Here is a 21,340-nt window from a genome sequence, read left to right as displayed (position 1 = left end):
TCCCTCGCTTTCGCGCAAAACACAGGCACCAATTTGCTCAAACAAGCTCATAATTCAGCCCTCAGATCTTCAAATCAAGGCGAGGTTTCCAGAAAGGCCTAAACAACTCGATCTTCGGACACCGGTTCATCACGACCTGCAATCCCGCTGCCTCAGCAAGCGCTGCGGCTTTGTCATCATAAACACCGATCTGCCCCCAAAGCACCTTGGCCCCAATCGCAATCGCCTTCTCAGCTATCGCATAGAACTCCTCCTTGGGGCGAAACACTTCAACCATATCGACCGGCCGATCGATTTCCTCCAACGAATGAAAGACCTTTATCCCACGGATTTCGCCCAACTTTGGGTTGGGGTTTACCGGGATCATATCATAACCCGTCTCGTGCAGAACGCGCAAAACACCATAGCTGAACTTGGTTTTATCCGCGCTCGCTCCGACCATCGCAATGGTCTTGGTCGATTTCAGGATATCCGCCAGATAAGTCGGATCGTAATCATAAACGGGCGGATCAACGACGTCAGCCATGCTCATACTTCCTTTGGCGTGGCGATATCCGCCTTTAATTCATGGGGTTGCAAGGGGTCCTTAAACGGATTGCGATACAGCCTATCGTGACTTTCGACACCGATCTCGATGGTGCAATCAGTTATAGGCCGCGCGACGCAAAGCACGATATAGCGGTCATTCATTTGTCGATTATTCAACGCCACTTGACGCCGCTGATCGACCTCGCCCTCAGTCAACTTGGCGGCGCAAGTGATGCAACCGCCGTACCTGCAACCATAAGGCAGATCAACGCCTTGCTCTCGCAAGCTGTCCAACAGCGGACGACGCCCATCAACCTTGAATGTCGCACCATCGCGGTTCGCGATGGTTATGGTGCGGGTCTGCGTCACAGCCAGATATCACTCGTGCAATCGCCGCCCGGATAGCGGGTTTCGTGGCAACGGCTGGGACCGTTCGGCTCCTTGCCGAAGTCAACGATGAAGTCTTCGTTGATCTTCATGCCACCGTTTTCCACATCGCAGTCAATCATCACCATAACGCCGCCTTGGGTGCGGATGTCGGGGTAGAACTGATTATCCCATGTCGAAAACAGCGAGGTCGTCACGTATAGCCGTTTGCCGTCCAGAGAAAGCTGGAACATTTGCGGCCCACCGGCGACCGGCACGCCATTCACTTGGGGCGCCTTTTTCAACAATCCCCCCATCCACACCTGTCCGGTCAGCTTGGGATTGTGTGGGTCCGTGATGTCGTATTGGCGCATGTCCCCATGCAGCCAGTTGTTCAGGTAGAGATACTTATCATCCATCGACACAAGGATCGCCGACATTACACCGGGGATCGGAATGGGCCATTCCGGATGCGGTTCATTCTCGACGTCGATGATCTTCTCCCACCTCCAATCGCCAGTCTCGGACTTCCAGAAGTGAATAACGTTTGCACTCAAGGCCGCGCCGCAAAAACCATGAGTGCTGTCAGGGTCGTGATGGAATTTCACCTCAAGCGGGATCAAGCCATCTTCGCCCAGATACATGGTCTCAATCGGCTCGCGTTTCTCGAAATCCCAGATGTGAAGGCGCCGCCCGTACTTCAAATGTCCGACTTCTTCGAGGTCAAACCCTGGCATGAATGTATTTGGCGCCGCCCATTCCGACGACACCATCACGTTGTGGCGTGGCTGGTACCAGAAATCATACCCGAACGGGATGTCTCCCATGGAGTTTTCCCAACGTCCGATGATCTCGAAATTCTTATCCATGTGCAGATAACCGCCGGGTGCCTCACCCTTGGCATCCCCCAGAAACGAAATGATAATTTCCGAGCCGAGACAATGGACCGTATGCGGCCCCGAGAGGTTCGTCTTTGATTTGATCTCCGCGCCCTCTATCACCTTGTGCAAGCGCGGTGCGCGAGGATCGGTCGCGGTGTCGACGACATGGATGTTGTTCGACCGAACTCCTGGCACAAGAAGATACTTGCGCGACATTGAGCTGTCGTCGTGACAAGATGAACAGGCGTTCCACCCCATGTGGTGCAGTTCATCCCCGATGCCGGGCATTTCAAGACGGTGGATGACCTGGCTATAGGTCGGGCTGTCCGGATCCGCATCGACTGTAGCAAGATAATCGGGCTTTTGGATGCCGGTACCAGTATAGATCGCGATGGTATAAAGTAGCTTTTCGCGCGGCGCCTGAATGGCTTCTGCAGGACTGGCATAGCCCGGACCGCAACATGCTCCATCCATCATCACGATCCTCCCTTGCGATGCGCGCAGTAATCTCATAAATCGGGAATACGATTATCACAAGAGTATAAAATGCATCTCGAACGCCTGACGATGATCCTCGAAATTATTGGCCACAAAGGCGAAGCGACGGTCGCCGACATCGTCGTTCAGTCGGGCCTTCCCACGCCTTCGGCTTACCGGTTGGTCAAGGACCTTGTCGGTGTTGGGCTGATTGATCCGACTTCGAAAGGACGGTTTTCTGTCGGAACACGGTTGAAGCAGATTACGGCAACGGACCGGTCTGACGTCGCTCTGGTCGACTTGATAGCACCCACCCTCAAGCAGGCCGCAAACGAGTATCGGGTAGCTTTCTTTTTATCGAGACTAAAGGCGCAAGCTGTTGAAATTATTCATGTTGAGACGCCCGAGATCGGCGTGTCCTATCTTCATCCAGGCCTTGGAAAACGTCCGCTGCACGCCTGCTCCTGCTCTAAAGCTGTTCTGGCCTTCAATACTGGCCTTGAATTGCCCAAGGACCTCGAAGGGCGCCTGAAAGCCTACACCGATTTCACATTGACCAACGTGAGTGACCTTGAGGCCGAACTCGAAATGATCCGCCAACGTGGCTTTGCCGAATGCGTCGAAGAGATGGAACGGGGCATGTGCTCGGTCGCATCTCCGCTTGGCAAGACCGGCTTTGGCGCGACACTCTCAGTTGGAGCAACCGGATCGATGCGCGTCTTTACAAAGGAATTCCGAGCAAGGATTGGAGCACAACTCACTGAACTTGCAGAAAAACTTTCGACCTCCTTTGACACCGAAAAGCCGCGCGAAGCACATGAAAAGTCCGGAACTTAGGCTTGCGCCTCGACCCTCCGAGTTCAGCTCTAACCCCGCTGAATGGGATCTTACCACTAGGTTTGTCGGCTTCATCCGCCCAGTCCTGACCAAAGGTCGTTAGAAGACATTCCGCAATCTCGGCAAGCGATCGATACGACCGAAGGGCGCTGATCTAGTTTCGACTAAGCAAGGTCTTTTAACAACCACTCCGCGCGCTCGATATGCGTCCGCGCAATTTCAAGCTTGCCCTCCAGCCGAACTTTCTTGTCGCTGGATTTCGCCGCCGCTATCTCTTCCTCCAGCTCCGTCTCCTTTGCGCGCAGCTTATGCAAAACCTCTTCAACGTGGTGCGGCTTGATCTTGCTGGCCTTCCCGCTTTCGAGGCGCTCGTTATAGTCTTCGACCTTGGCGGCAAGCTTTTTGAGACCCATCTACTATTCTCCATTCCTGATTTCAGGCATATCCTGAGCTTGTTTCATGACGATCTTGTGACGCTGTTTCCGGGTGAACTATCTCCTGGCTTTGCCGCAGATCCGCCCCTCGCCTCGTTGATCTCTTCATCATCGAGCGCCAGGAGCCGCTCGACCTCTGCGCGTCCGCCTTCTCGTTCGATGTAATAGCTGCGTGCCGCTTCAATCAGCATGCGCATTGCGCCGTAGGCGTAACTTGAATCATTCATGAAAGACGTGGCAGCGACAGAACTGAGACTGCCATTGCGGATCAGCGTTTCCACCCGCTTCGACGTCATACGGGCGTCTTCCTCGATCTGGGCGCGCTCCTGATCAAGCCAAAGCGCACTCCGGCTTTCAGGATCCGCAAGTCCAAGCTTCCTGATCTCCAAAGCGATACGCGCAATTTCTGTCCTCAACTCGTCATAAAGCTCGGTCGTCGCGCCCTGCGGTTTGACAGTGTACCGCAGGACATTCTTACGCAGATGCTTGATGGATTTCACCGCCTGCACGATGTCGGTTGCGACGTCGCGCAAAGCGTAGATCCGGTCCGCGATCTCGGGTGCAAAGCCCTTGTCGCCGACGCGCGTGCTGAATTCCACGATACCTGCGTAAAGCGACTTCACCCGGTGCTCATACCGCTCATCGATGTCCACTTCGAGCGGGCTGCGACTGCGCCGCACCAGCTTTTCAATGTCGTCCGAAGCAAAAACCTGATCCCTGTGCAAATTCAGGCCGTGCAGGATCAACTCCGCCGCGTTTTCGTAGAGATGGTTTACTTCCTTTCGAAGCGCGACCTCGAAAGTCTGCGGGAATTCATCCACTGCCTCGTTCAAGAAACGGGGCGTGCTGATATCCGGGACAGGTTCGAGGATTCGGGCTTGGAGAAACGCAATAAGCCGCGTCAGCAACGGCAACATGATGAGAACACCGATGACATTGAAAATCGTGTGAAACACGGCAAGTTTCATCGCGAAATCGTTGGGTGCGATGCCGATCAAATCGCTGATCCAGTCCACGGACATGCGCAAAGGTGATATGAAGATAATCGCCACCGCCGCTGTGGTCACATTGAAGATCAAATGCGCCAACGCCAGTCGCTTGCCCTGAAAATTCGCGCCAAGCGCGCCAATAATGGCTGTGATCGTCGTCCCGATATTCGCACCGATCGCGAGGGCCAGCGCGTTTTCATAACTGATCTGCCCGGCCGCTAGCGCAGTCAAGATCAGGACCATGGTTGCGTGGCTTGACTGCATGACGACCGTCGCAACCGTCCCTATCAGCGAATAAACGAACAGCCCGAGCAGTCCCGAAAGCGCGAAACGTGTCAGATCAATCTGATCCTTGAACGCCTCGAAACCCTCCTTCATGTAGTGAATTCCAAGAAACAGAAACCCAAGCCCCGCCAGAGCATATCCCAGACCGCGCAGGGGTTTCGACTTCTGAAAGACCATGACCACGCTGATCGCAATCATCGGCATCGCGAAGGCGGCGATATCGACCTTCAATCCCAGTCCCGCAACCAGCCAGGCACCCGTTGTCGTACCGATGTTCGCTCCGAAAATGATGCCCACACCGCCGACAAGCGAGATCAACCCAGCACTCAGGAACGAAATCGTTATCACCGAGACCAGCGAACTGGATTGCAGGACCGTGGTCGAGAGAATGCCAAATGTAACTGCGCGAGTAGTCGAGTTTGTTGCCTGCTTTAGAACCTTCTCCAAAGCCCCTCCACCAAACAGTTTGAACCCATCTTCCAGCATCATCATGCCGAATAGAAAGATCGCGACCCCGGCGGCTATCTCCTGCGCGTCGGGACTAAACCAGAAGGCCAACAAAAGCGCGGCAATCGCGACCGGAAAGTAAAAACGCGTCATGGCGCGGACGCCGAACATGAAGCGGTCAAAAATGCCGGTGAAGGCAGCGTCGCAAGAGAACGGGCCACTTGAACTCGGACGTTCCGGGCAGTCACTTGTCGCGCTCCTTTGATATTGTCACACTTGGCGATCGTAAGGCGCTCCAAGCATGTTCTCCAGTCTTTTGAGGGTGCGCCTACGATGCATTGCAAAAGCCGATCTATCCATTTCGACCCTCCTAAGAGATTTGGACGACACTGCCCGGGATCACGCGCAACCTCGGCGAAAAAGTCGTATTCAAACGGCCTGTTTAATCCCAGTTATCGCTCATCGCGCGCAAGGCATCCGCGCGGCTTATCTGTCCGACCAACCGTCCGTCTTTCATAACCGGAAAACGCCTGAATGAACTTTCAAGAAAGGCATTCGTCGCCGCGAAGATGTCCATGCCGGCATCTAGGGTTTGAACCGTACGTGACATATGCTCCTCAACAGTGCCGCCCCACGATCGGTAATAACTCGCCTCAATAGCTGCCTTTAGGCAGTCTTTCTTGGACAGAATCCCAACGAGCGTTCCGTCTGCATCCAACACCGGCGCACCAGAAATCCGATTGTCCAGAAGCAGGTTCATAGCACGGTTAATCTCGGTTTGCGGCGTGAGCGTTATGAGATCTCGTGTCATGTAGTCGGACACTAATGCAACGCGCTTCATTCTGTGTCCTTCCCACGCCGAGCCTTGCAAACGCCACAACTGATGCCCTTGTGACAGGCCAGGCCGCCGCAACTCCCCTTGATCGGGGCTCGACCTGCAATCACGCCAACGCCAAGACCTGCAATGGCCAGTAACAAGATCAAGAATGTAAGTATGATCGTCGCCATGAACTCTCCTCAGACCAAAACGTGCTCGTCAAACCGGCCAGTCATCAGGTCGGTCGTTTCGCCCCCGCTCCGCAGAACGAACAGAGCCGAAATATCGAGACGCTGTGCCAGAGATATGCCCCTGCCAGGCCCGGCCGCACATAAAGCCGTGGCAAGCGCGTCGGCTTCCATCGCCGTTGGCGCAAGAACCGAAACAGAGGCCAGTTCCGTGTCCGCCGGTCGCCGCGAAAATGGGTCGATGATGTGACTGGTACTGATCGGGGCCACCAGGCCGTTCGCCGCATGACCCGAGGTCGCTAAAGCGTCCCTACCAAGTGCAACCAATCGATAAGCCTGAAACTCTGTCGAAACTGGGTCAGCAATCGCGGCAATCCACTGGCGTCCTTCGGGATGACGCCCGAGAACCTTGATCTCGCCCCCGACTTCGATCATTGCGTCTCGCAGGCCAAGTTGCTGCAAGGCCTCAGCGATCCGGTCCAGCGCATACCCCTTGGCGATGCCACAAAGATCCAGCGTCAGTTCGGGGGTGGTCTTGCGAAGAGAGTTGGCAGCGACCTCAATACTTGAGTACGAACCAGTTCCACCTCGGATTGGCCCGAAGCCAAACCGAGAGACAATAGGCCCGACCGTCGGGTCAAAGGCTCCGTCCGTTAGTCTGGCGATCCGCAAAGCTTGGGCTGCGACACGGCAAAGCTCTGGCGGCATGACCTGAGCCTCGGTTCCACGCGATTCATTGAAAAGTGTGAGGTCCGATGCGTCCAAGTATGGCGACATCTGTTCATCGACTTGCCGGATGATCGCGTCCACAGCCGGACGAACAGCCGAAAGGTCAACAGACCTATCCACGCTGATCCGCCAAGTTGAACCAAAGGCGGAACCGCTCTCAACATGCAAGCCACCTGCAGATGCGACCTTTGCGGACAGACCCGCACCAGCCAATCCGAAGAGTATTGCACGTCGTGTCAAATCCATGCCCTAAACTCCAAAATCATCGTTGTGAATATTGTCCTCGTCGACCCCAAGTTCGTCGAGCATCGACAAGACGGCGCGGATCATCAGCGGCGGCCCACAGAGATAATACTCGCAATCTTCGGGTGCGGGATGCTGACCAAGATAGTTCTGCAAGGCGACAGTATGCACGAATCCCACGGCTCCCGTCCAATTGTCGTCAGGCGCAGGATCAGACAACGCCACTGTCCAGTCAAAATTTTGATGGGCCGCGGCCAATGCGTCGAATTCCTCAACATAAAACAAATCCGCGACACTTCGCGCCCCATACCAAAAGGTCATCTTGCGCGTGGCGGCCCGGCCTTCCAACTGGTCGAATATCATGGCGCGCAACGGCGCCATGCCAACGCCTCCTCCGATGAAAACCATCTCGCGATCCGTATCCATAGCGCGGAAGGTTCCAAACGGCCCGGACACCTTGACCGGGTCACCCTCACAAAGTGAAAAGAGCCAGGAAGACACCACGCCCGGAGGCGCATCCTTCACCGATGGTGGTGGCAGTGCCAGGCGAATATTCAGAACCAAACGTCCGGCCTCTGTATCTGTTGGTCGGTTGGAAATCGAGTAGGCGCGGGTTACCTCACTGTCCGTCATAACGCGCAGACCACGTAGCGGAGCCCAGGCATCCTGAAATGCGTCGCGAACGGGAATATCGGCATATTCCAGCGTGAAGGGCGGCGCGGTGACCTGAATGAATGCGCCAGCGCGAATGTCCGGCCTCTCGTCCTCGGGAAGTTGCAAGACAACCTCACGGATAAGCGGCGTAAGTTGCCGTGTCGAGGCGACGGGAAGTACGAACGCCTCCGCCCCAAGCAGGTCTTCTGCAACATCAACGGCCATGTCATCGCGCATCGTGACCTGACAGGCCAAGTGGGTGCCCTCGCGCAGCTCGGCGCGGGTCAAACGTGCGGTTTCTATTGGCAATGCGTCAGGCGCACCCTCCGCGATCTTCACACGGCACAACCCGCAGGTCCCCGCCCCGGCGCAAGCGGACGGGACAAGAACACCATTGTCGTTCAAGGCCGTCAGCAGCTTTTGTCCGGTCCGTGCCTCGATCGTCTTTTGGCCGTTTACAGATATCAGAACCAGCCTGTCCGGCATCAAAAACGCTCTTGCCAAGATGACCAGAGCAGTCAGGACACAAACAAGTACAATGAGAAACACACTGCCCGATAGGATGTTGATCACAGACTGATCCTCCCCAGCGCCGTAAAGCCCAAAGACATCAAGCCCGTCACCAGAAAAGCGCCTCCAAGCCCCTGCAATCCTTGTGGAATATCGCTGTACCGCAGACGCTCACGAATGGCGGCAAAGGCCACGATCGCCAACGCCCACCCTGCTCCACTCCCAAAGCCGTAAACGATGGATTCCCCAAAGTCGTAGCGACGCTCGACCATGAAAAGGCTTCCACCCAAGACAGCGCAGTTCACTGTGATAAGCGGAAGAAAGATACCCAAGGCCCGATAAAGGGCGGGCGCAAATCGGTCGAGCATAAGCTCGAGGATCTGCACTTGCGCGGCGATCACTCCGATGAACGTGATCAGTTTGAGATAGCTCAGATCAACCTCCGGCAAGCCCGCCCACGTCCATGCACCCTCCACCAGGAAGGCATTGAAGATGAGGTTGTTCACGGGAACCGAAATCGACTGAACGGCAATAATGGCCAATCCAAGCCCGAACGCGGTCTCGATACGTTCGGAGACGGCCAAAAACGTACAAATGCCCAAAAACGACGTCAGAGCTATGTTTTGATGAAAGATCGATGCAATCAGGAGCTCGGTCATCGCGGCGCCTCAACGTCCACAAGTACCAGCTTTGGTTTTTCGGCCTGCGCACTCCAGCGCGCCCTGATACCCCAGATCAAGGCTCCGATAATGAAGAACGCACTCGGGGCCAACTGCATCAATCCAAGGGGTTCAAACCAGCCCCCTTCCGATTTCGGAACCAACAAGGTGTAGCCCAGCAGAGTTCCCGTCCCGAACAGCTCGCGAATGACCCCGACCAGAACAAGGATCAGGCTGTAGCCAAGTCCATTGCCTAACGCATCAAGGAAAGACGGCCACGCAGGGTTGCGCATGGCAAAAGCCTCGGCGCGTCCCATGACAAGGCAGTTCGTCACGATCAGTCCTACGAAAACGGACAATTGACGACTGATACCAAACGCATAAGCCTGAAGAACCTCGTCAATCACGACCACCATCGACGCGATAATGACGATTTGCACGATCAGCCGAATTACGCCGGGAATATGATGACGGATCAGACTGATGACGACCGATGACAGACACAGCACCGCCGTCAGCGCCGCCGCCATGACAAGCGCGGTCGAAAGTGATGTCGTCACCGCAAGCGCCGAGCAGATACCAAGAATCTGCAAGGTGATCGGATTCTTGTCGATCAGCGGAGCTGTCAGGTATGTCAGTTTCGACGCCACTTACAGGCCCTCCTCGCGCAACCGCTCAAGAAAACTGCCGAAGCCATGGGGGCCGAGCCAGTATCGAAGCATATTGCCGACGCCATTGCTGGTAACGGTAGCACCGCTAATTCCATCGACTTCGTAAGGGCTCGTGGCCTGTCCACGCACGACCGATATGACAATTTCACCGCTCTCGTCGGCAATCTGTTTGCCCGGCCACAAAGCTTGCCATTCCGGCGTTTCGACCCTTGCGCCAAGGCCGGGTGTTTCGCCCTGTTCAGTGATCGTCAACGCCGCCACGGTCTTCAGGTCGGCCTCAAGGGCAAGCATGGCGCGCAACGTCGACTGATACCCCGAGCCGACGACGGGCAGCACCACCAAGAGCAGTTCTTCGTCACGCTCCAGCAAGTAAATCGGAGCAAGTCTTGCGCGGCCACCAAGCCGAGCCACGTCCAATTCGTCGGGGATTGCCACGCTCCTCTCGGGGTCTGTCGCTGCTGCCTGTATGTCGTAACTGGTCGGATCGATCCCTTCGACGAAGGCGCCAGTCTCCAGATCGACAAGCCGTGATTGCAGCGCGTCGATGCCCATCTCCTCCATGATTGAGCGTAAACCCGGTAGCGTATCGATCATCCGGGCCATGCGCTCGGCCCGCTCGGCTTCAAGATGCGCATCCTGCATGGGCTTGAGAACAACCGAGGCCGTGGAAACAAGCACAGCACTGAAAAACGCGACAAGGATCGCCACGCCAAACACTTTGATGCGATCGTCATTGGGGCGCGCCAAAAAGCCACTCCAAGCAGAAAGCGGATTAAGCATGACGCCTTGCCCTCCGACGCGCATGTATCACCGTCACCAAATGGTCGATCAAAGGTGCAAAAACACTTGCGATAAGCCCAGCCAGAACAATCGCGTCCATCGTCGGGACCTCGCCGGCGGAAAACACAACAACGACGCCACCCGCCAGGCCTCCAAAAACCCATCGTCCGGGGTTGGTCGAAGCCGCGGAAACCGGATCACCAATCACGAAAACAAGTCCGAACGCCATCGCCGTCGCGACCGCCATCGCTTCGTGGCCTCCCTCTGCTCCGACAAAGAACACTGCAACCGTAACGGACGCTGCGAAAAGGACGCGCCACGAAACAAACCCCAGGACAAGAAGCATCATTGCCCCCGGCAAGGTCGCCAACGCCAGCATTTGGCTCGGCTGCCGTAGCTGGATTTCGGGAAACGAAATCAAGAGCAGCGAAAGGGCAACCGTCGCGGGTTGAAGAAACCCGAACCCGCGACCGCCGAAAACCAACTCGCCCAAAATCGCTCCTAACGACACCGCAAGCACGACTTGCCAGATCTGGACGTCCGCCGGAATTGCGATCGTGAAAATGAGAGCCGTCGTCACGCCATGAAAACTGAAAGAGTGCTTGCGAATGACTGCAAATATCGCCTCCCAAACAATGGCCGCAAGCAGAGACGAGACGAAGTGAACCGCAACACTCCCGGGAGTTTCCAAGGCAACAACACCAAGCGGCAAGACAAGTGCGACGCTCTGGCCAAACGTGATACCGGTCACTCCACGTTCAGAGAACAAGCCGCCCAACGTCACGCTGTCTCCGCCATCAGCTCATTCAAAACGAGGCGCAAAAGAGCTTCATACGGCGCACCACTGGTGCAAACCCGGGACAGCGCCGCAACGTCCTCTTCGACAAGCGCAAGACACCCCAGCCGCTTCGCCGTCTCGCTATCACCGATACTCAGAGCTCGCAAAAGCGGCACAGGCAGGATGTCCGGAGCCAGTGCGTTGTCCAATGCACGCGTCGCAATAAGCGCGCTAGGTCCGCTGCCGTGGGACCGCCTCTCAACACTCGTTGTCGCAATCACATTGCTGCCAACAGAGATCTGCAGGTCAAAGCGCCCCAAATAGGTCGCCGGATGTCCCGTCAGAGTATCACCTGCCAGTGCGCACGGGCTTTCTTGCTCGCTACAGATGTCGCTGATCTTGGCTCCGAGGCACGACCGAACAATGCGTGCAGGCGCGGATCCACCTCCCGAAACCGAAAAAAAGCGCTCGCCCAAATACTGACCGGTTGCGAAAAGATGACCTATAGCGATCACGTCCTGATAGCCAATCGTCCAGACTTCTATTCCGGCACGGATCGGGTACAGGCAGTCGATGTGTGTTCCAGACAACCCTGCCGCCAAGGTTCCACCAAAACTCACAACTTCAACACGGTCGTCTTGCGCACAAAGCGCCTCGCCGGGCGATTGGCACACAAAAACCTTGCCCTCCGTCATTTGCTTCAGATGCGAAATGCCAAGCCGGAACAGATCCTCGCGACCTTGAAGAACGACCGATGGATCCGGGGCCCGCATCGAAGCCTGACAGGCATTGACAAAGATTGCCAAAGTCTTGGCGTCCGCGTCGGGAATGCGTCCGAAAGGACGCGTTCGAAACGCGCTCCACATGCCGCGCGACCGCAGCACGTCGCGGATTGACTGGTGGTCGGTCGCCTCAATCGGGGACGTCGCGTGATCTGGCGATGCGTCCTCGGTGGCTGTCACGATGCAGGACGACAGAGTTTTGCGCGCGCCAAAGGAAATCCCCGTGACGCGCCCGGCCAATGGGGAAACGAAGGCCACCCGCGGATCTTTGCGGTCAGTGAACAGTACTTGCCCCTTCTCCACCAGATCGCCTTCCTCGACTTCGAAATGCGGGCGAAGCCCCGGCAGGTCGCTTCCCAAAAGCCCGACCGATGTCACTGTCCTGTCGTCTACGGCATGTTGGACAGGCACTCCTGCGCTTGGTAGCCGCTGCCCGCGCCTGATTTGGAAATGTCTCAATATATATTGGCCCTTTGAACCGCGATGCCAATGATCCGACCCGCAGACGCGCTCGTGGCATCCACTATGTTCGACCCAAAACGCTCTGCAATTGATCTACCTCAAGTCATCTGATCTACCTCAAGTCATCGACCGGAAAAAGCAGCGAGAGTGAACGCGTTCAATTTTGGATAAGGACTTTGATTTGATCAGCCCAAGTACAGGCTCGCTCTTGGCCCGAATAGTACTCTTGTTTTCCATTCTCTGTACGCCGGCACTCGCACAAGACGAACCGTCCGAAAGCGAGCGTCTTGTCTCGATAATCGAAGCCTGGCTCGCGTCGCCGCACCGCGACAACACATCCGAGGCCTTCACCCATTGGAACGAAGAAGGCGAAGTTCCGGGAACCTGCGCGGTTTGCCATTCCAGCTACGGCGCCATCGACTGGATGCGTACCCTCGCACCGGCACCGGGCGTCATCGACCACCCTGTGGCAACAGGCACGACTGTTGATTGTGCAGTGTGCCACAACGCCTCCGCCGCAAGCCTGATATCGATACCATTCAAATCCGGAGCGTCGATTGACAGCTTTGGGTCCTCGGCGGTCTGCGCTGTATGCCACCAGGGACGCGCGTCTTCCCAGACAGTGAACGCCGCGACCGATGGCCTTGAAGACGATGTTGTCAGCGGAGACCTTGGCTTCATCAACGCCCACTATGCCCCGTCTGCCGCGACGCAAATGGGTAGTCTGGTACAGATCGGCTTTGAATACCCCGGCAAGGTTTACAAGGGTCAGTTCACACATGTCCCCAACCTCAATACATGCACGGATTGTCACAACCCGCACTCGCTTGAGGTCCAGCTAGACACCTGCACAACCTGCCACCAGGGCGTCGCCAGCTTCAAAGACATCAGATTGTCCCCAATGGATTTCGATGGCGACGGCGTGACAAACGCTGGGATCGCAACGCCAATTGCGGCACTGCATGAACGGCTTGAACAAGCCATCCAGCTCTACGCCAAAGAGATTGCTCAGGCCCCGATTGCCTACTCCTCGCATGCCTACCCTTACTTCTTCACAGACATCAACTCCGACGGCGAAGCAACTGAAGATGAGGCAATATTTCCGAACCGCTATCAGAACTGGACGCCTCGCCTCCTGAAAGCGGCATATAATTATCAGCTGGTCGCGAAGGACGGCGCGATATACACGCACAACCCGCACTATGCCTTGCAGCTGCTCTACGACAGCCTGGAAAGCCTGTCCGAAAGCGTCGATCTCGACATGACGGGACTGATGCGACCCTGATACGCGAAAAGCGCGGCGGACTAACTCCTCTGCCGCGCGAAATCCTCAATATCCTTGGCAGGTCGCGCGCCCGGTAGGCGCGCGACTTCGCGTCCATTGGAATACCGTATCAAAAGCGGAATACCCCGAATTCCCAGACGCTGAGAAACCTTTGGAAACTGCTCCGTATTGATTTTCGCAAATCGCGCTTCGAAACGAACAGCGCCCGCCGCCCTTGCGAACTCGGGCGCCATCATTTTGCACGGGCCGCACCAGTGCGCCCAATAGTCGATGATCAACGGCAAAGTATCCGTCTTGGTGGCTTTGTCATGGACCTTGAAATCAATCTCGGCGACTTTTCCATCCAACAGAGCCTGCCCGCAGGTCGCGCATTTTGGCTTGGCTGCGAATTTATCTGTCGCAACACGGTTCACCTGCCCGCACACCAGACAGGTCAGTTTGGCGGATTCCGGCATGTCGACGTTCCTTTCTTCTCAAGTCTGAGGACGCTGAGAACGCGGCCCCAGCAATGACTATTCGTGACGCAATGCCTCAATCGGATCCATACGAGCGGCGCGCCGCGCGGGGAAATACCCGAAGATCACGCCAACAGCGGCGGAAAAAGCAAACGCAATCAGAATGATGGAAATATCCGGCGTAAAAGGCACCGACAGGGCGCGCGCACCTGCATATCCAAGGGTCAGTCCGAAGATCACACCGATAAGACCTCCGACCAGAGACAACACGATCGCTTCGACCAGAAACTGAAGCAAAACCTGACTGGCCTGCGCACCGATTGCCAGCCTGATGCCGATCTCCCGCGTCCGTTCCGTGACCGACACCAGCATGATGTTCATGATCCCGATGCCGCCGACCAAAAGGCTGACCATCGCAACTGCGGCCAGTAGCCCCGTCAGGATATCCGTGATGCCCGACAGCATCGTGGCCAGTTGCTTCATGTCGACCACGTCGAAGTCATCTTCTTCATTCGAAGTGATCCGCCGTCTTTGGCGCATCAACGCCTCGATATCCTCGGTCGCACGATCGGTTGAAACCCCTTCTTTTACCGCAACATAAAGTACCGACACGTCCGTATTGCCAGCAATCCGACGTTGAAACGTCCGCAGCGGCATTATGACGAAATCATCCTGATCCGTCCCAAACGTAGAAGCCCCCTTGGACTTCAGCATCCCAATCACCTCACAGGACAAGGACTTGATCCGGATCGTTTCACCAATGGGATCACGACTGGAAAACAGGGTATTGCGCACCGTCTCTCCAATCACACAAACCGCGCGTCCGGACTGAATCTCGGCGGCACTGAAGGACCTGCCAAGCGCAAACTCCCACTGTGCCGCCTCAAAGTACCGATTGTCGGTGCCGACGACATCGGTCTGGCGGTTTTCATTGCCAAACACCACCCGCGATCGGATCTGACTGATCGGCGCCGACACGGAAACACTGGAAATTTGTTCGTGAACCGCATCATTGTCACGCAATGTGAACATCGGCACTGCGGTGCCGGGAGGGCCGCCTCCCATCGGGTCCTCTCCTGGCAGAACCATAAGCGTATTCGCCCCGAGTTTCTCGACGTCCGCCGTCACCTGGTCTGCGGACCCCTGCCCGACCGTTACCATGGAAATCACCGCACCGACGCCGATCACGATTCCAAGCACCGTCAAAAAAGACCGCAAAGCATTGCGAAATATCGCCTGAAGCGCCAGTCGAAGAGTCTCGAACAGCATATCAGGCCGCCTTCCGTGTGGGTTCGTCACGCTCGATCTTGCCATCAACCATCCAGATCAGCCTGTTGGCGAACTCGGCCATATCAGCCTCATGAGTCACCATGACGATCGTCAATCCGGCGTCGCGATTGAGTTTCTGAAGAACTTCCATGATTTCGACCGAACGTTTGGTATCAAGGTTGCCCGTCGGCTCGTCCGCCAACATGACACGCGGACTTCCCGCCAAGGCGCGCGCAATGGCGACCCGCTGTTGTTGACCGCCCGAAAGCTGAGAGGGATCATGGTTCGCGCGATGTTCAAGCCCCACGGACGTCAGCGCGGCAATCGCCTCTTTTCTGCGCTCAGTGCGCGACATTCCTTTGTAAATCAACGGCAACTCGACGTTGTGAAGGGCACTTGTGCGCGACAGAAGATTATACCCCTGAAAGACGAACCCCAGATAATGCCGTCGCAGAAGCGCCCTTTGATCCCGCGTCAGGTTCGCAACTTCCGTTCCGCTAAAAAGGTAATGCCCTGACGTTGGGCTATCGAGACAACCGATCACGTTCAAAGCGGTTGATTTCCCCGACCCGCTCGGCCCCATAATGGCCACGAACTCCCCCTCTTGGATCGTCAAATCGATACCATCCAACGCACGGACTTCTGTTTCACCCTGTCCATAAATGCGACAGATCTGCGAAAGCGCGATCAGAGGTGACCGTGAGCCAGCGTCATTCATCGATCTGCTCTGTGATAAGAGCAACATCGGCGGCGATATCACCCGAAAGGACTTCCGTGACCCTGCCGTCGCTTGCCCCCGTTTCGACCGCCACTTCGCGCGGCCCGTCACTCCCGAGAACCCAAACCGTCCCGCTATCCGCACGCGAAAGCCCCGCACCGGGGCCATCAGGGATCAGAATCCCCAGTAAGCCACTACGCTCCTTGGATGCAGCATCCTCCTTGATGAGAACCGGAGGCGCATAGCGCAAAGCCGCATTCGGGACCACCAGAGCATTTCTGATTTCCTTAACCGTAATGTCGGCAGTGGCCGTCATGCCGGGACGCAAAAGCAAATCTGAATTGTCTATTTCGAGGATGCCCTTGTAGGTCACAATCCCATCGACGGTCTCGGGCGCAAAACGCATTTGCACGATCGTTGCCGGAAAAGTGCGGTCATCATAAGCGTCCACAGTGAAAAGCGCAGATTGGCCGACCTCAATCTGGCCGATATCCGCCTCGTCGATGTCCAGCCGCAACTCCATCTGCGACAGGTCCTCAGCCACGGTAAACAAGACCGGCGCCGACAGAGCTGACGCAACGATTTGGCCCGGATCGACAGCCCGGTTCAAAACAACGCCATCAACCGGAGAGCAAATACAGGCCTTGGCTAATTCCGCCTGCTGTAAATCAAGGTTGGCCTCAGCCAAAGCGCGGTCCGCAATTGCCGACTGCACTTCGGCCTGCGACCGCAAGAACCGCGCCTCGCGCTCGATGAAGACCAGATGTGGTGTCACGCCGCGTTCTTCCAGATCAAGCGTAGTTTGATAAATCTCGCGCGCTTCGTGCAAAGACGCTTCGGCCATGGAGACCCGTGCAATTGCTGCATCCAGCGATGCTTTGCTGACCGCCAGCTGTGCCTCCAGCTTGGTGGTATCAAGTGAGGCAAGCACCGTCCCGACGCTCACGCGATCATTATAATCGACATGAACCTCCGCCAATGTCCCCGAAAGCTCGCTTGAAATTTCAACAAGGTTGGTGGGTTCGACCGTCCCCGTCCCCGTCACGATCACATCGAAATCCGCAATCGCGGCGGTTTCAGTCACATAGATCGGCCCACTGGAACGCCCGAATGCTCCCATCGTGTAAGCAGCCACAATAACGAAAAAAAATAGCCCTCCAAGCAGGAATAACCATTTGCGAAAAACGTGCTTTGATCCGCCGAGGGCTAGCGTCTTGGCGACATCGTCTTTGCTGTCCATGCTGGTTTCTCTAACTGATATACGCCTCCTGGTGGACTCTAGAAGTCTTTGGTGACATCGGAATTGATCCTGATCATTCAACTCGGGAAACGATCAGACGGAAGCAGACTACAGATCACGCCCGTCCTCAAACAAGCGCGCTCAGTTGCGCAATGGCACCGGGGTATCGCACGTCCACGTCACCAGCTTCCAATACGCGCCCTTTGAGGTCGATCGCCTTAATCCGGTGCTCCCACGCAATCAAAACGACACGCGGGCGCTTTTGGCCGGCAAATCTGAGGTATGAAAATGTGTTCCGGGCAGAGATCTCGGTCTCGACAATTGCCGCAAACGTTGTTGACCCAACCCGGATCGGGCGTTCAAGACTCCAGGTCATCTGACTGGCCCAAAAGCCGACCATGCAAATCGAAACAGAGGTCCCAGCAGAGTTGCGGGAACAACGGACAAATCCAATTCCGCCTCCCCCTGCAACACGGCCCGATCGAATACCGGCTCGACCTCCAAACAGATCGCCTGACCCGGCGCGGTTCCGTAGATCAATGGTGACAGATATCCGAAGACCTGGCCCGTTTCAGCAGGATCCCCCAGACCAAACCGCATCTGAAGCCTCGCCGTATCGATACATATCCTCTGAAGAATGTCGCCGATCAGCCGGATCACGGCGCTCGCCAGCCCCTTGGTCCGAAGCTTGCGCTTCTTGGGTTTGGGCCGGGCATCAAGTGGCTTTTCTTCGGGACGGTCCGGCTTCGGCTTACGACCCGACAAGGGAATGCGTGGCCCATATCGTCCAAAGGGGCGCACGCCAGCACGAAAGCACCAAGCCTCGCTCTTGTGGACCTCAAGCTCAAGTCGCAGCGGCATCGCAGCAAAAAGCACCAGCACACTCAGTAAGATGCACAGCACCAAAACCACGATTGCCACCGCAAGGCTCACAACGCGCCCCTAGCTTTTATCGACGGTCTTTGGTTTTCGACCGGCCGAAGCTTCGATGGCCTTGCCGACCGTGTTGCCAAACACCTCCGCAAAAGTCGTCATCGCGCCTTGGATCGATTCCACCCGAGCGCCTTCATCGTCAATGATAATTGCCCCGAGCGGTTTGATACCCCCGCCGGCTCCCGTGCCTGCACCTTCGCCCGACTTTGCATCTCCGCCTCCGCCAGCTCCAAAACCGAAGCCATAACTGACAATCGGAATGACCGTCGCGGATCCTTTCTCAATCGGATCGCCAAGTACGTTTTTCGCATTCAAAAGCCGATCCAGCTCCTCGACAGTCCCTTTCAGTAGGCTCTCTACCTTCTCCATTTCAAATTCCTTTCGGTAATCCAGAACTCTAATGCAGAGACCATCACAGAGCTCTGCACACCTCCGGTTGATATTGCTCAATCCTCCGTCGGCGCGGTTCCAAATGATCTTTGTCAATCGCCAGATCGAACACCGCGCCAAAGTCGCGTTGAAGACAGACAAAGGGATACAACATGGCCGAGACGCGCAAACTTGTGATCAATTTCGCGGAAGTAAAACGAGGAGACGTCGGTACGGTCGGCGGCAAAAACGCCTCATTGGGCGAAATGATCAGCACCCTTGCACCAAAAGGCATCCTTGTCCCGGCAGGTTTTGCGACAACAGCAGACGCATTTCGCGCCTATCTCACCCACAATAATCTGAACGCTGAGATGGCCAAGCATCTCGACGCACTTGCGACAGGCAAGATCACCCTGAATAGCGCTGGCGAGCGTGTCCGCGACCTCATCCTCGGCGGCGACTGGCCAAAGGACACTGCGGACGCCATCCTGTCCGAATACCGCGCTTTGGGAGATACGACAGGCGAAAAGAATGTCCCCGTCGCCGTCCGCTCCAGCGCGACCGCCGAAGACCTCCCCGATGCAAGCTTCGCCGGTCAACAAGAGACATTTCTCAACGTCATCGGCGAGGCAGCACTTCTTGATGCGTGCAAGCGTTGCTATGCCTCGCTCTACACCGACCGCGCGATTTCATACCGCACAATACAGGGTTTTGCGCACGATCAGGTTGCGCTGTCTGTGGGCGTTCAGCGAATGGTCCGCGCCGACACTGGTGGCTCTGGTGTGATGTTTTCAATCGACACGGAATCCGGTTTTCCCGATGCCGTGCTGATCAATGCCGCCTGGGGGTTGGGCGAAAACGTGGTTCAGGGCGCCGTTGACCCTGACGAGTATCAGGTTTTCAAACCGTTTCTAAAGAACCCCAAACTCACACCAATCCTCGAGAAGCGTCTCGGAGCCAAAGAGATCAAGATGATCCATGGCCGCGACGGAACACCCCGCAACGTTCCCACGTCGAAAGCAGAGCGTAAGCAGTTCGTGCTGAACGACGGCGAGATCCTGTCACTTGCGCGCCAAGCCGCGATCATCGAAGACCACTACGGCCAGCCAATGGACATGGAGTGGGCGCGCGATGGCGTGACCGGCACACTCTATATCGTGCAGGCGCGTCCCGAAACGGTGCAATCCCGCCTCGATATGGGAACGCTGAAAAGCTATGCCGTCGAAAACCCCGGCCGTGAACTGCTCACCGGCCTCAGCGTCGGCAGTGCAGCCGTGGCGGGCCGTGTCTCCATCATCGAAAGTGCCGGAGACATCGACCGCTTTGTCGACGGCTCGGTCCTTGTCACCGGAACCACCGACCCAGATTGGGTTCCGATCATGAAACGCGCCGCCGCCATCGTAACGGACCACGGCGGGCGCACATCACACGCCGCCATCGTCAGCCGTGAACTTGGCCTGCCCGCCATTGTCGGCTGTGGAAACGCCACGCATATTCTGCACGATGAACAGGATGTGACTGTCTCCTGTGCGGGTGGCGAAGAAGGCGTTGTGACCGAAGGCTTGTCCGAGATAAAGGTTACCGAAGAGGCTTTGGAAAAACTTCCCGACACACGCACAAAAGTCATGCTTAACCTTGCCAACCCAAGCGCTGCCTTGCGTTGGTGGCGCTTACCCGTCGAAGGTGTCGGCCTTGCACGTATGGAATTCGTCGTGAATGGCGCAGTCCGTGTGCATCCGATGGCCCTTGCCCACCTTGATCGCGTTACCGACCCTGCCGCGCGCGAAGAAATCGAAAAGTTGACGGCGGGCTACGACAGCAAGCCCGAGTATTTCGTCGACAAGCTCTCGCGCGGCCTCTCTCGGATCGCCGCCTTCTGCTATCCAAAGCCCGTGATCGTGCGGATGAGCGACTTCAAAACCAACGAATACGCCGACCTTCTTGGCGGTCGGGACTTCGAACCCAAAGAAGAAAACCCGATGCTCGGCTTTCGCGGCGCGTCCCGGTATTACTCCGACAACTACCGAGACGGTTTCGCGCTCGAGTGTCAGGCAATTGCCCGGCTGCGCAACCAAATGGGCTTTGACAACGTCGTCATGATGATCCCCTTCTGCCGCACCCCGGAGGAAGCCGACAAGGTCCTCGCGGTCATGGCCGAACACGGGTTGAAACGCGGGCAAGACGGGTTGGAAGTCTATGTCATGTGCGAAATACCCGCCAACGTCATACGGGCTGCGGAATTCGCTGAACGCTTCGATGGCTTTTCAATAGGCTCAAACGATCTGACACAGCTCACGCTCGGGATTGACCGCGATTCAGACGAGCTCGCGCCGCTGTTTCGCGAAGACGATCCAGCCGTCCTGTGGATGATCGAAACCGTCATCCGAGAAGCGCACAAAGCTGGCTCGAAGGTTGGCTTCTGCGGGCAGGCCCCCAGCAATGATCCGGCATACGCCAAGTATCTGGTGGAGTACGGGATAGACTCGATTTCGGTTACGCCCGATAGTTTTGTTCAGGTCCTCAGAAACGTGGAAACAGCCGAATCCGACTAGAC

General features: G+C 56.5%; 23 protein-coding genes. 3 read left to right on the top strand and 20 right to left on the bottom strand.

Features of this window, described 5'->3' with window-relative positions:
• Nucleotides 1-61 precede the first annotated feature (61 nt).
• The 3 genes from BOA8489_RS00415 to BOA8489_RS00405 are packed head-to-tail and all read right to left on the bottom strand — an operon-like array spanning nucleotide 62 to nucleotide 2,252.
• Nucleotides 62-526, bottom strand: a complete 465-nt coding sequence (locus BOA8489_RS00415; RefSeq protein WP_093972016.1) for a CoA-binding protein — start codon at nucleotides 524-526, stop codon at nucleotides 62-64.
• Between the two features lie 2 nt (nucleotides 527-528).
• Complete coding sequence (locus BOA8489_RS00410) at nucleotides 529-897, bottom strand: 2Fe-2S iron-sulfur cluster-binding protein (RefSeq protein ID WP_093972015.1); 369 nt, start codon at nucleotides 895-897, stop codon at nucleotides 529-531.
• The gene (locus BOA8489_RS00405; protein WP_093972014.1) at nucleotides 894-2,252 is read right to left on the bottom strand and encodes a selenium-binding family protein; all 1,359 of its coding nucleotides are present in this window, start codon (nucleotides 2,250-2,252) and stop codon (nucleotides 894-896) included. The genes BOA8489_RS00410 and BOA8489_RS00405 overlap by 4 nt, the downstream gene beginning before the upstream one ends.
• A gap of 69 nt (nucleotides 2,253-2,321) precedes the next feature.
• Here BOA8489_RS00405 and BOA8489_RS00400 point away from each other — a divergent pair, with 69 nt between their 5' ends.
• A complete protein-coding gene (locus BOA8489_RS00400; RefSeq protein ID WP_093972013.1) occupies nucleotides 2,322-3,089 on the top strand; it encodes an IclR family transcriptional regulator in 768 nt (255 codons plus the stop codon).
• Nucleotides 3,090-3,253: 164 nt separating this feature from the next.
• On the opposite strand, the gene BOA8489_RS00395 is transcribed toward BOA8489_RS00400, so the two are convergent.
• From BOA8489_RS00395 to BOA8489_RS00350, 10 genes are all read right to left on the bottom strand, one after another.
• Nucleotides 3,254-3,502, bottom strand: a complete 249-nt coding sequence (locus BOA8489_RS00395; RefSeq protein WP_093972012.1) for a hypothetical protein — start codon at nucleotides 3,500-3,502, stop codon at nucleotides 3,254-3,256.
• Nucleotides 3,503-3,546: 44 nt separating this feature from the next.
• A complete protein-coding gene (locus BOA8489_RS00390) occupies nucleotides 3,547-5,397 on the bottom strand; it encodes a Na/Pi cotransporter family protein (protein WP_093972455.1) in 1,851 nt (616 codons plus the stop codon).
• A gap of 289 nt (nucleotides 5,398-5,686) precedes the next feature.
• On the bottom strand, nucleotides 5,687-6,085 hold the full coding sequence (locus tag BOA8489_RS00385; protein ID WP_093972011.1) for a CBS domain-containing protein: 399 nt from the start codon (nucleotides 6,083-6,085) through the stop codon (nucleotides 5,687-5,689).
• A 176-nt stretch (nucleotides 6,086-6,261) separates the two neighbouring features.
• Nucleotides 6,262-7,224, bottom strand: coding sequence for an FAD:protein FMN transferase (locus BOA8489_RS00380; RefSeq protein ID WP_093972010.1), 963 nt, complete (start codon nucleotides 7,222-7,224; stop codon nucleotides 6,262-6,264).
• Nucleotides 7,225-7,227: 3 nt separating this feature from the next.
• Entirely contained in the window at nucleotides 7,228-8,448 is a 1,221-nt protein-coding gene (gene nqrF, locus BOA8489_RS00375; RefSeq protein ID WP_093972009.1) for an NADH:ubiquinone reductase (Na(+)-transporting) subunit F, read from the bottom strand.
• Complete coding sequence (nqrE, locus tag BOA8489_RS00370) at nucleotides 8,445-9,044, bottom strand: NADH:ubiquinone reductase (Na(+)-transporting) subunit E (protein ID WP_093972008.1); 600 nt, start codon at nucleotides 9,042-9,044, stop codon at nucleotides 8,445-8,447. The genes nqrF and nqrE overlap by 4 nt, the downstream gene beginning before the upstream one ends.
• Nucleotides 9,041-9,694: an NADH:ubiquinone reductase (Na(+)-transporting) subunit D gene (locus tag BOA8489_RS00365; protein WP_093972007.1), complete on the bottom strand. Its 654-nt coding sequence runs from the start codon at nucleotides 9,692-9,694 to the stop codon at nucleotides 9,041-9,043. The genes nqrE and BOA8489_RS00365 overlap by 4 nt, the downstream gene beginning before the upstream one ends.
• Nucleotides 9,695-10,495: an NADH:ubiquinone reductase (Na(+)-transporting) subunit C gene (nqrC, locus tag BOA8489_RS00360; protein WP_093972454.1), complete on the bottom strand. Its 801-nt coding sequence runs from the start codon at nucleotides 10,493-10,495 to the stop codon at nucleotides 9,695-9,697.
• Nucleotides 10,488-11,279: an RnfABCDGE type electron transport complex subunit D gene (locus tag BOA8489_RS00355; RefSeq protein ID WP_093972006.1), complete on the bottom strand. Its 792-nt coding sequence runs from the start codon at nucleotides 11,277-11,279 to the stop codon at nucleotides 10,488-10,490. Before BOA8489_RS00355 ends, nqrC begins: the two co-directional genes overlap by 8 nt.
• Nucleotides 11,276-12,514, bottom strand: a complete 1,239-nt coding sequence (locus BOA8489_RS00350; RefSeq protein ID WP_281256153.1) for a hypothetical protein — start codon at nucleotides 12,512-12,514, stop codon at nucleotides 11,276-11,278. Before BOA8489_RS00350 ends, BOA8489_RS00355 begins: the two co-directional genes overlap by 4 nt.
• Before the next feature lie 211 nt (nucleotides 12,515-12,725).
• Between BOA8489_RS00350 and BOA8489_RS00345 the strand changes: the two genes are divergently transcribed.
• Nucleotides 12,726-13,802, top strand: coding sequence for a polyheme membrane-associated cytochrome C (locus BOA8489_RS00345; protein WP_245813613.1), 1,077 nt, complete (start codon nucleotides 12,726-12,728; stop codon nucleotides 13,800-13,802).
• Between the two features lie 20 nt (nucleotides 13,803-13,822).
• On the opposite strand, the gene BOA8489_RS00340 is transcribed toward BOA8489_RS00345, so the two are convergent.
• The 7 genes from BOA8489_RS00340 to BOA8489_RS00310 all read right to left on the bottom strand — a co-directional run bounded on the left by BOA8489_RS00340 (nucleotide 13,823) and on the right by BOA8489_RS00310 (nucleotide 18,786).
• The gene (locus BOA8489_RS00340; RefSeq protein WP_093972004.1) at nucleotides 13,823-14,257 is read right to left on the bottom strand and encodes a thioredoxin domain-containing protein; all 435 of its coding nucleotides are present in this window, start codon (nucleotides 14,255-14,257) and stop codon (nucleotides 13,823-13,825) included.
• A 57-nt stretch (nucleotides 14,258-14,314) separates the two neighbouring features.
• Nucleotides 14,315-15,526 carry an ABC transporter permease gene (locus BOA8489_RS00335; RefSeq protein ID WP_093972003.1) on the bottom strand — a complete coding sequence of 404 codons (1,212 nt, stop codon included), beginning with the start codon at nucleotides 15,524-15,526 and terminating at the stop codon, nucleotides 14,315-14,317.
• A 1-nt stretch (nucleotide 15,527) separates the two neighbouring features.
• A complete protein-coding gene (locus tag BOA8489_RS00330) occupies nucleotides 15,528-16,244 on the bottom strand; it encodes an ABC transporter ATP-binding protein (protein WP_093972002.1) in 717 nt (238 codons plus the stop codon).
• Nucleotides 16,237-17,484, bottom strand: a complete 1,248-nt coding sequence (locus BOA8489_RS00325) for an efflux RND transporter periplasmic adaptor subunit (RefSeq protein ID WP_093972001.1) — start codon at nucleotides 17,482-17,484, stop codon at nucleotides 16,237-16,239. The genes BOA8489_RS00330 and BOA8489_RS00325 overlap by 8 nt, the downstream gene beginning before the upstream one ends.
• 127 nt (nucleotides 17,485-17,611) lie before the next feature.
• The gene (locus tag BOA8489_RS00320; RefSeq protein ID WP_141138201.1) at nucleotides 17,612-17,860 is read right to left on the bottom strand and encodes a hypothetical protein; all 249 of its coding nucleotides are present in this window, start codon (nucleotides 17,858-17,860) and stop codon (nucleotides 17,612-17,614) included.
• Entirely contained in the window at nucleotides 17,857-18,417 is a 561-nt protein-coding gene (locus BOA8489_RS00315) for a DUF2953 domain-containing protein (protein WP_093971999.1), read from the bottom strand. The genes BOA8489_RS00320 and BOA8489_RS00315 overlap by 4 nt, the downstream gene beginning before the upstream one ends.
• 9 nt (nucleotides 18,418-18,426) lie before the next feature.
• Nucleotides 18,427-18,786 carry a GerW family sporulation protein gene (locus BOA8489_RS00310; RefSeq protein ID WP_093971998.1) on the bottom strand — a complete coding sequence of 120 codons (360 nt, stop codon included), beginning with the start codon at nucleotides 18,784-18,786 and terminating at the stop codon, nucleotides 18,427-18,429.
• A 173-nt stretch (nucleotides 18,787-18,959) separates the two neighbouring features.
• Here BOA8489_RS00310 and ppsA point away from each other — a divergent pair, with 173 nt between their 5' ends.
• On the top strand, nucleotides 18,960-21,338 hold the full coding sequence (gene ppsA, locus BOA8489_RS00305; RefSeq protein ID WP_093971997.1) for a phosphoenolpyruvate synthase: 2,379 nt from the start codon (nucleotides 18,960-18,962) through the stop codon (nucleotides 21,336-21,338).
• Nucleotides 21,339-21,340: the final 2 nt, after the last annotated feature.

Origin of the sequence: Boseongicola aestuarii (assembly GCF_900184815.1) — a bacterium.
GTDB classification, from domain to species: Bacteria; Pseudomonadota; Alphaproteobacteria; order Rhodobacterales; family Rhodobacteraceae; genus Boseongicola; species Boseongicola aestuarii.
Note: the sequence above shows the minus strand (reverse complement) of the source record. Positions and strands in the feature narration are given on the sequence as shown.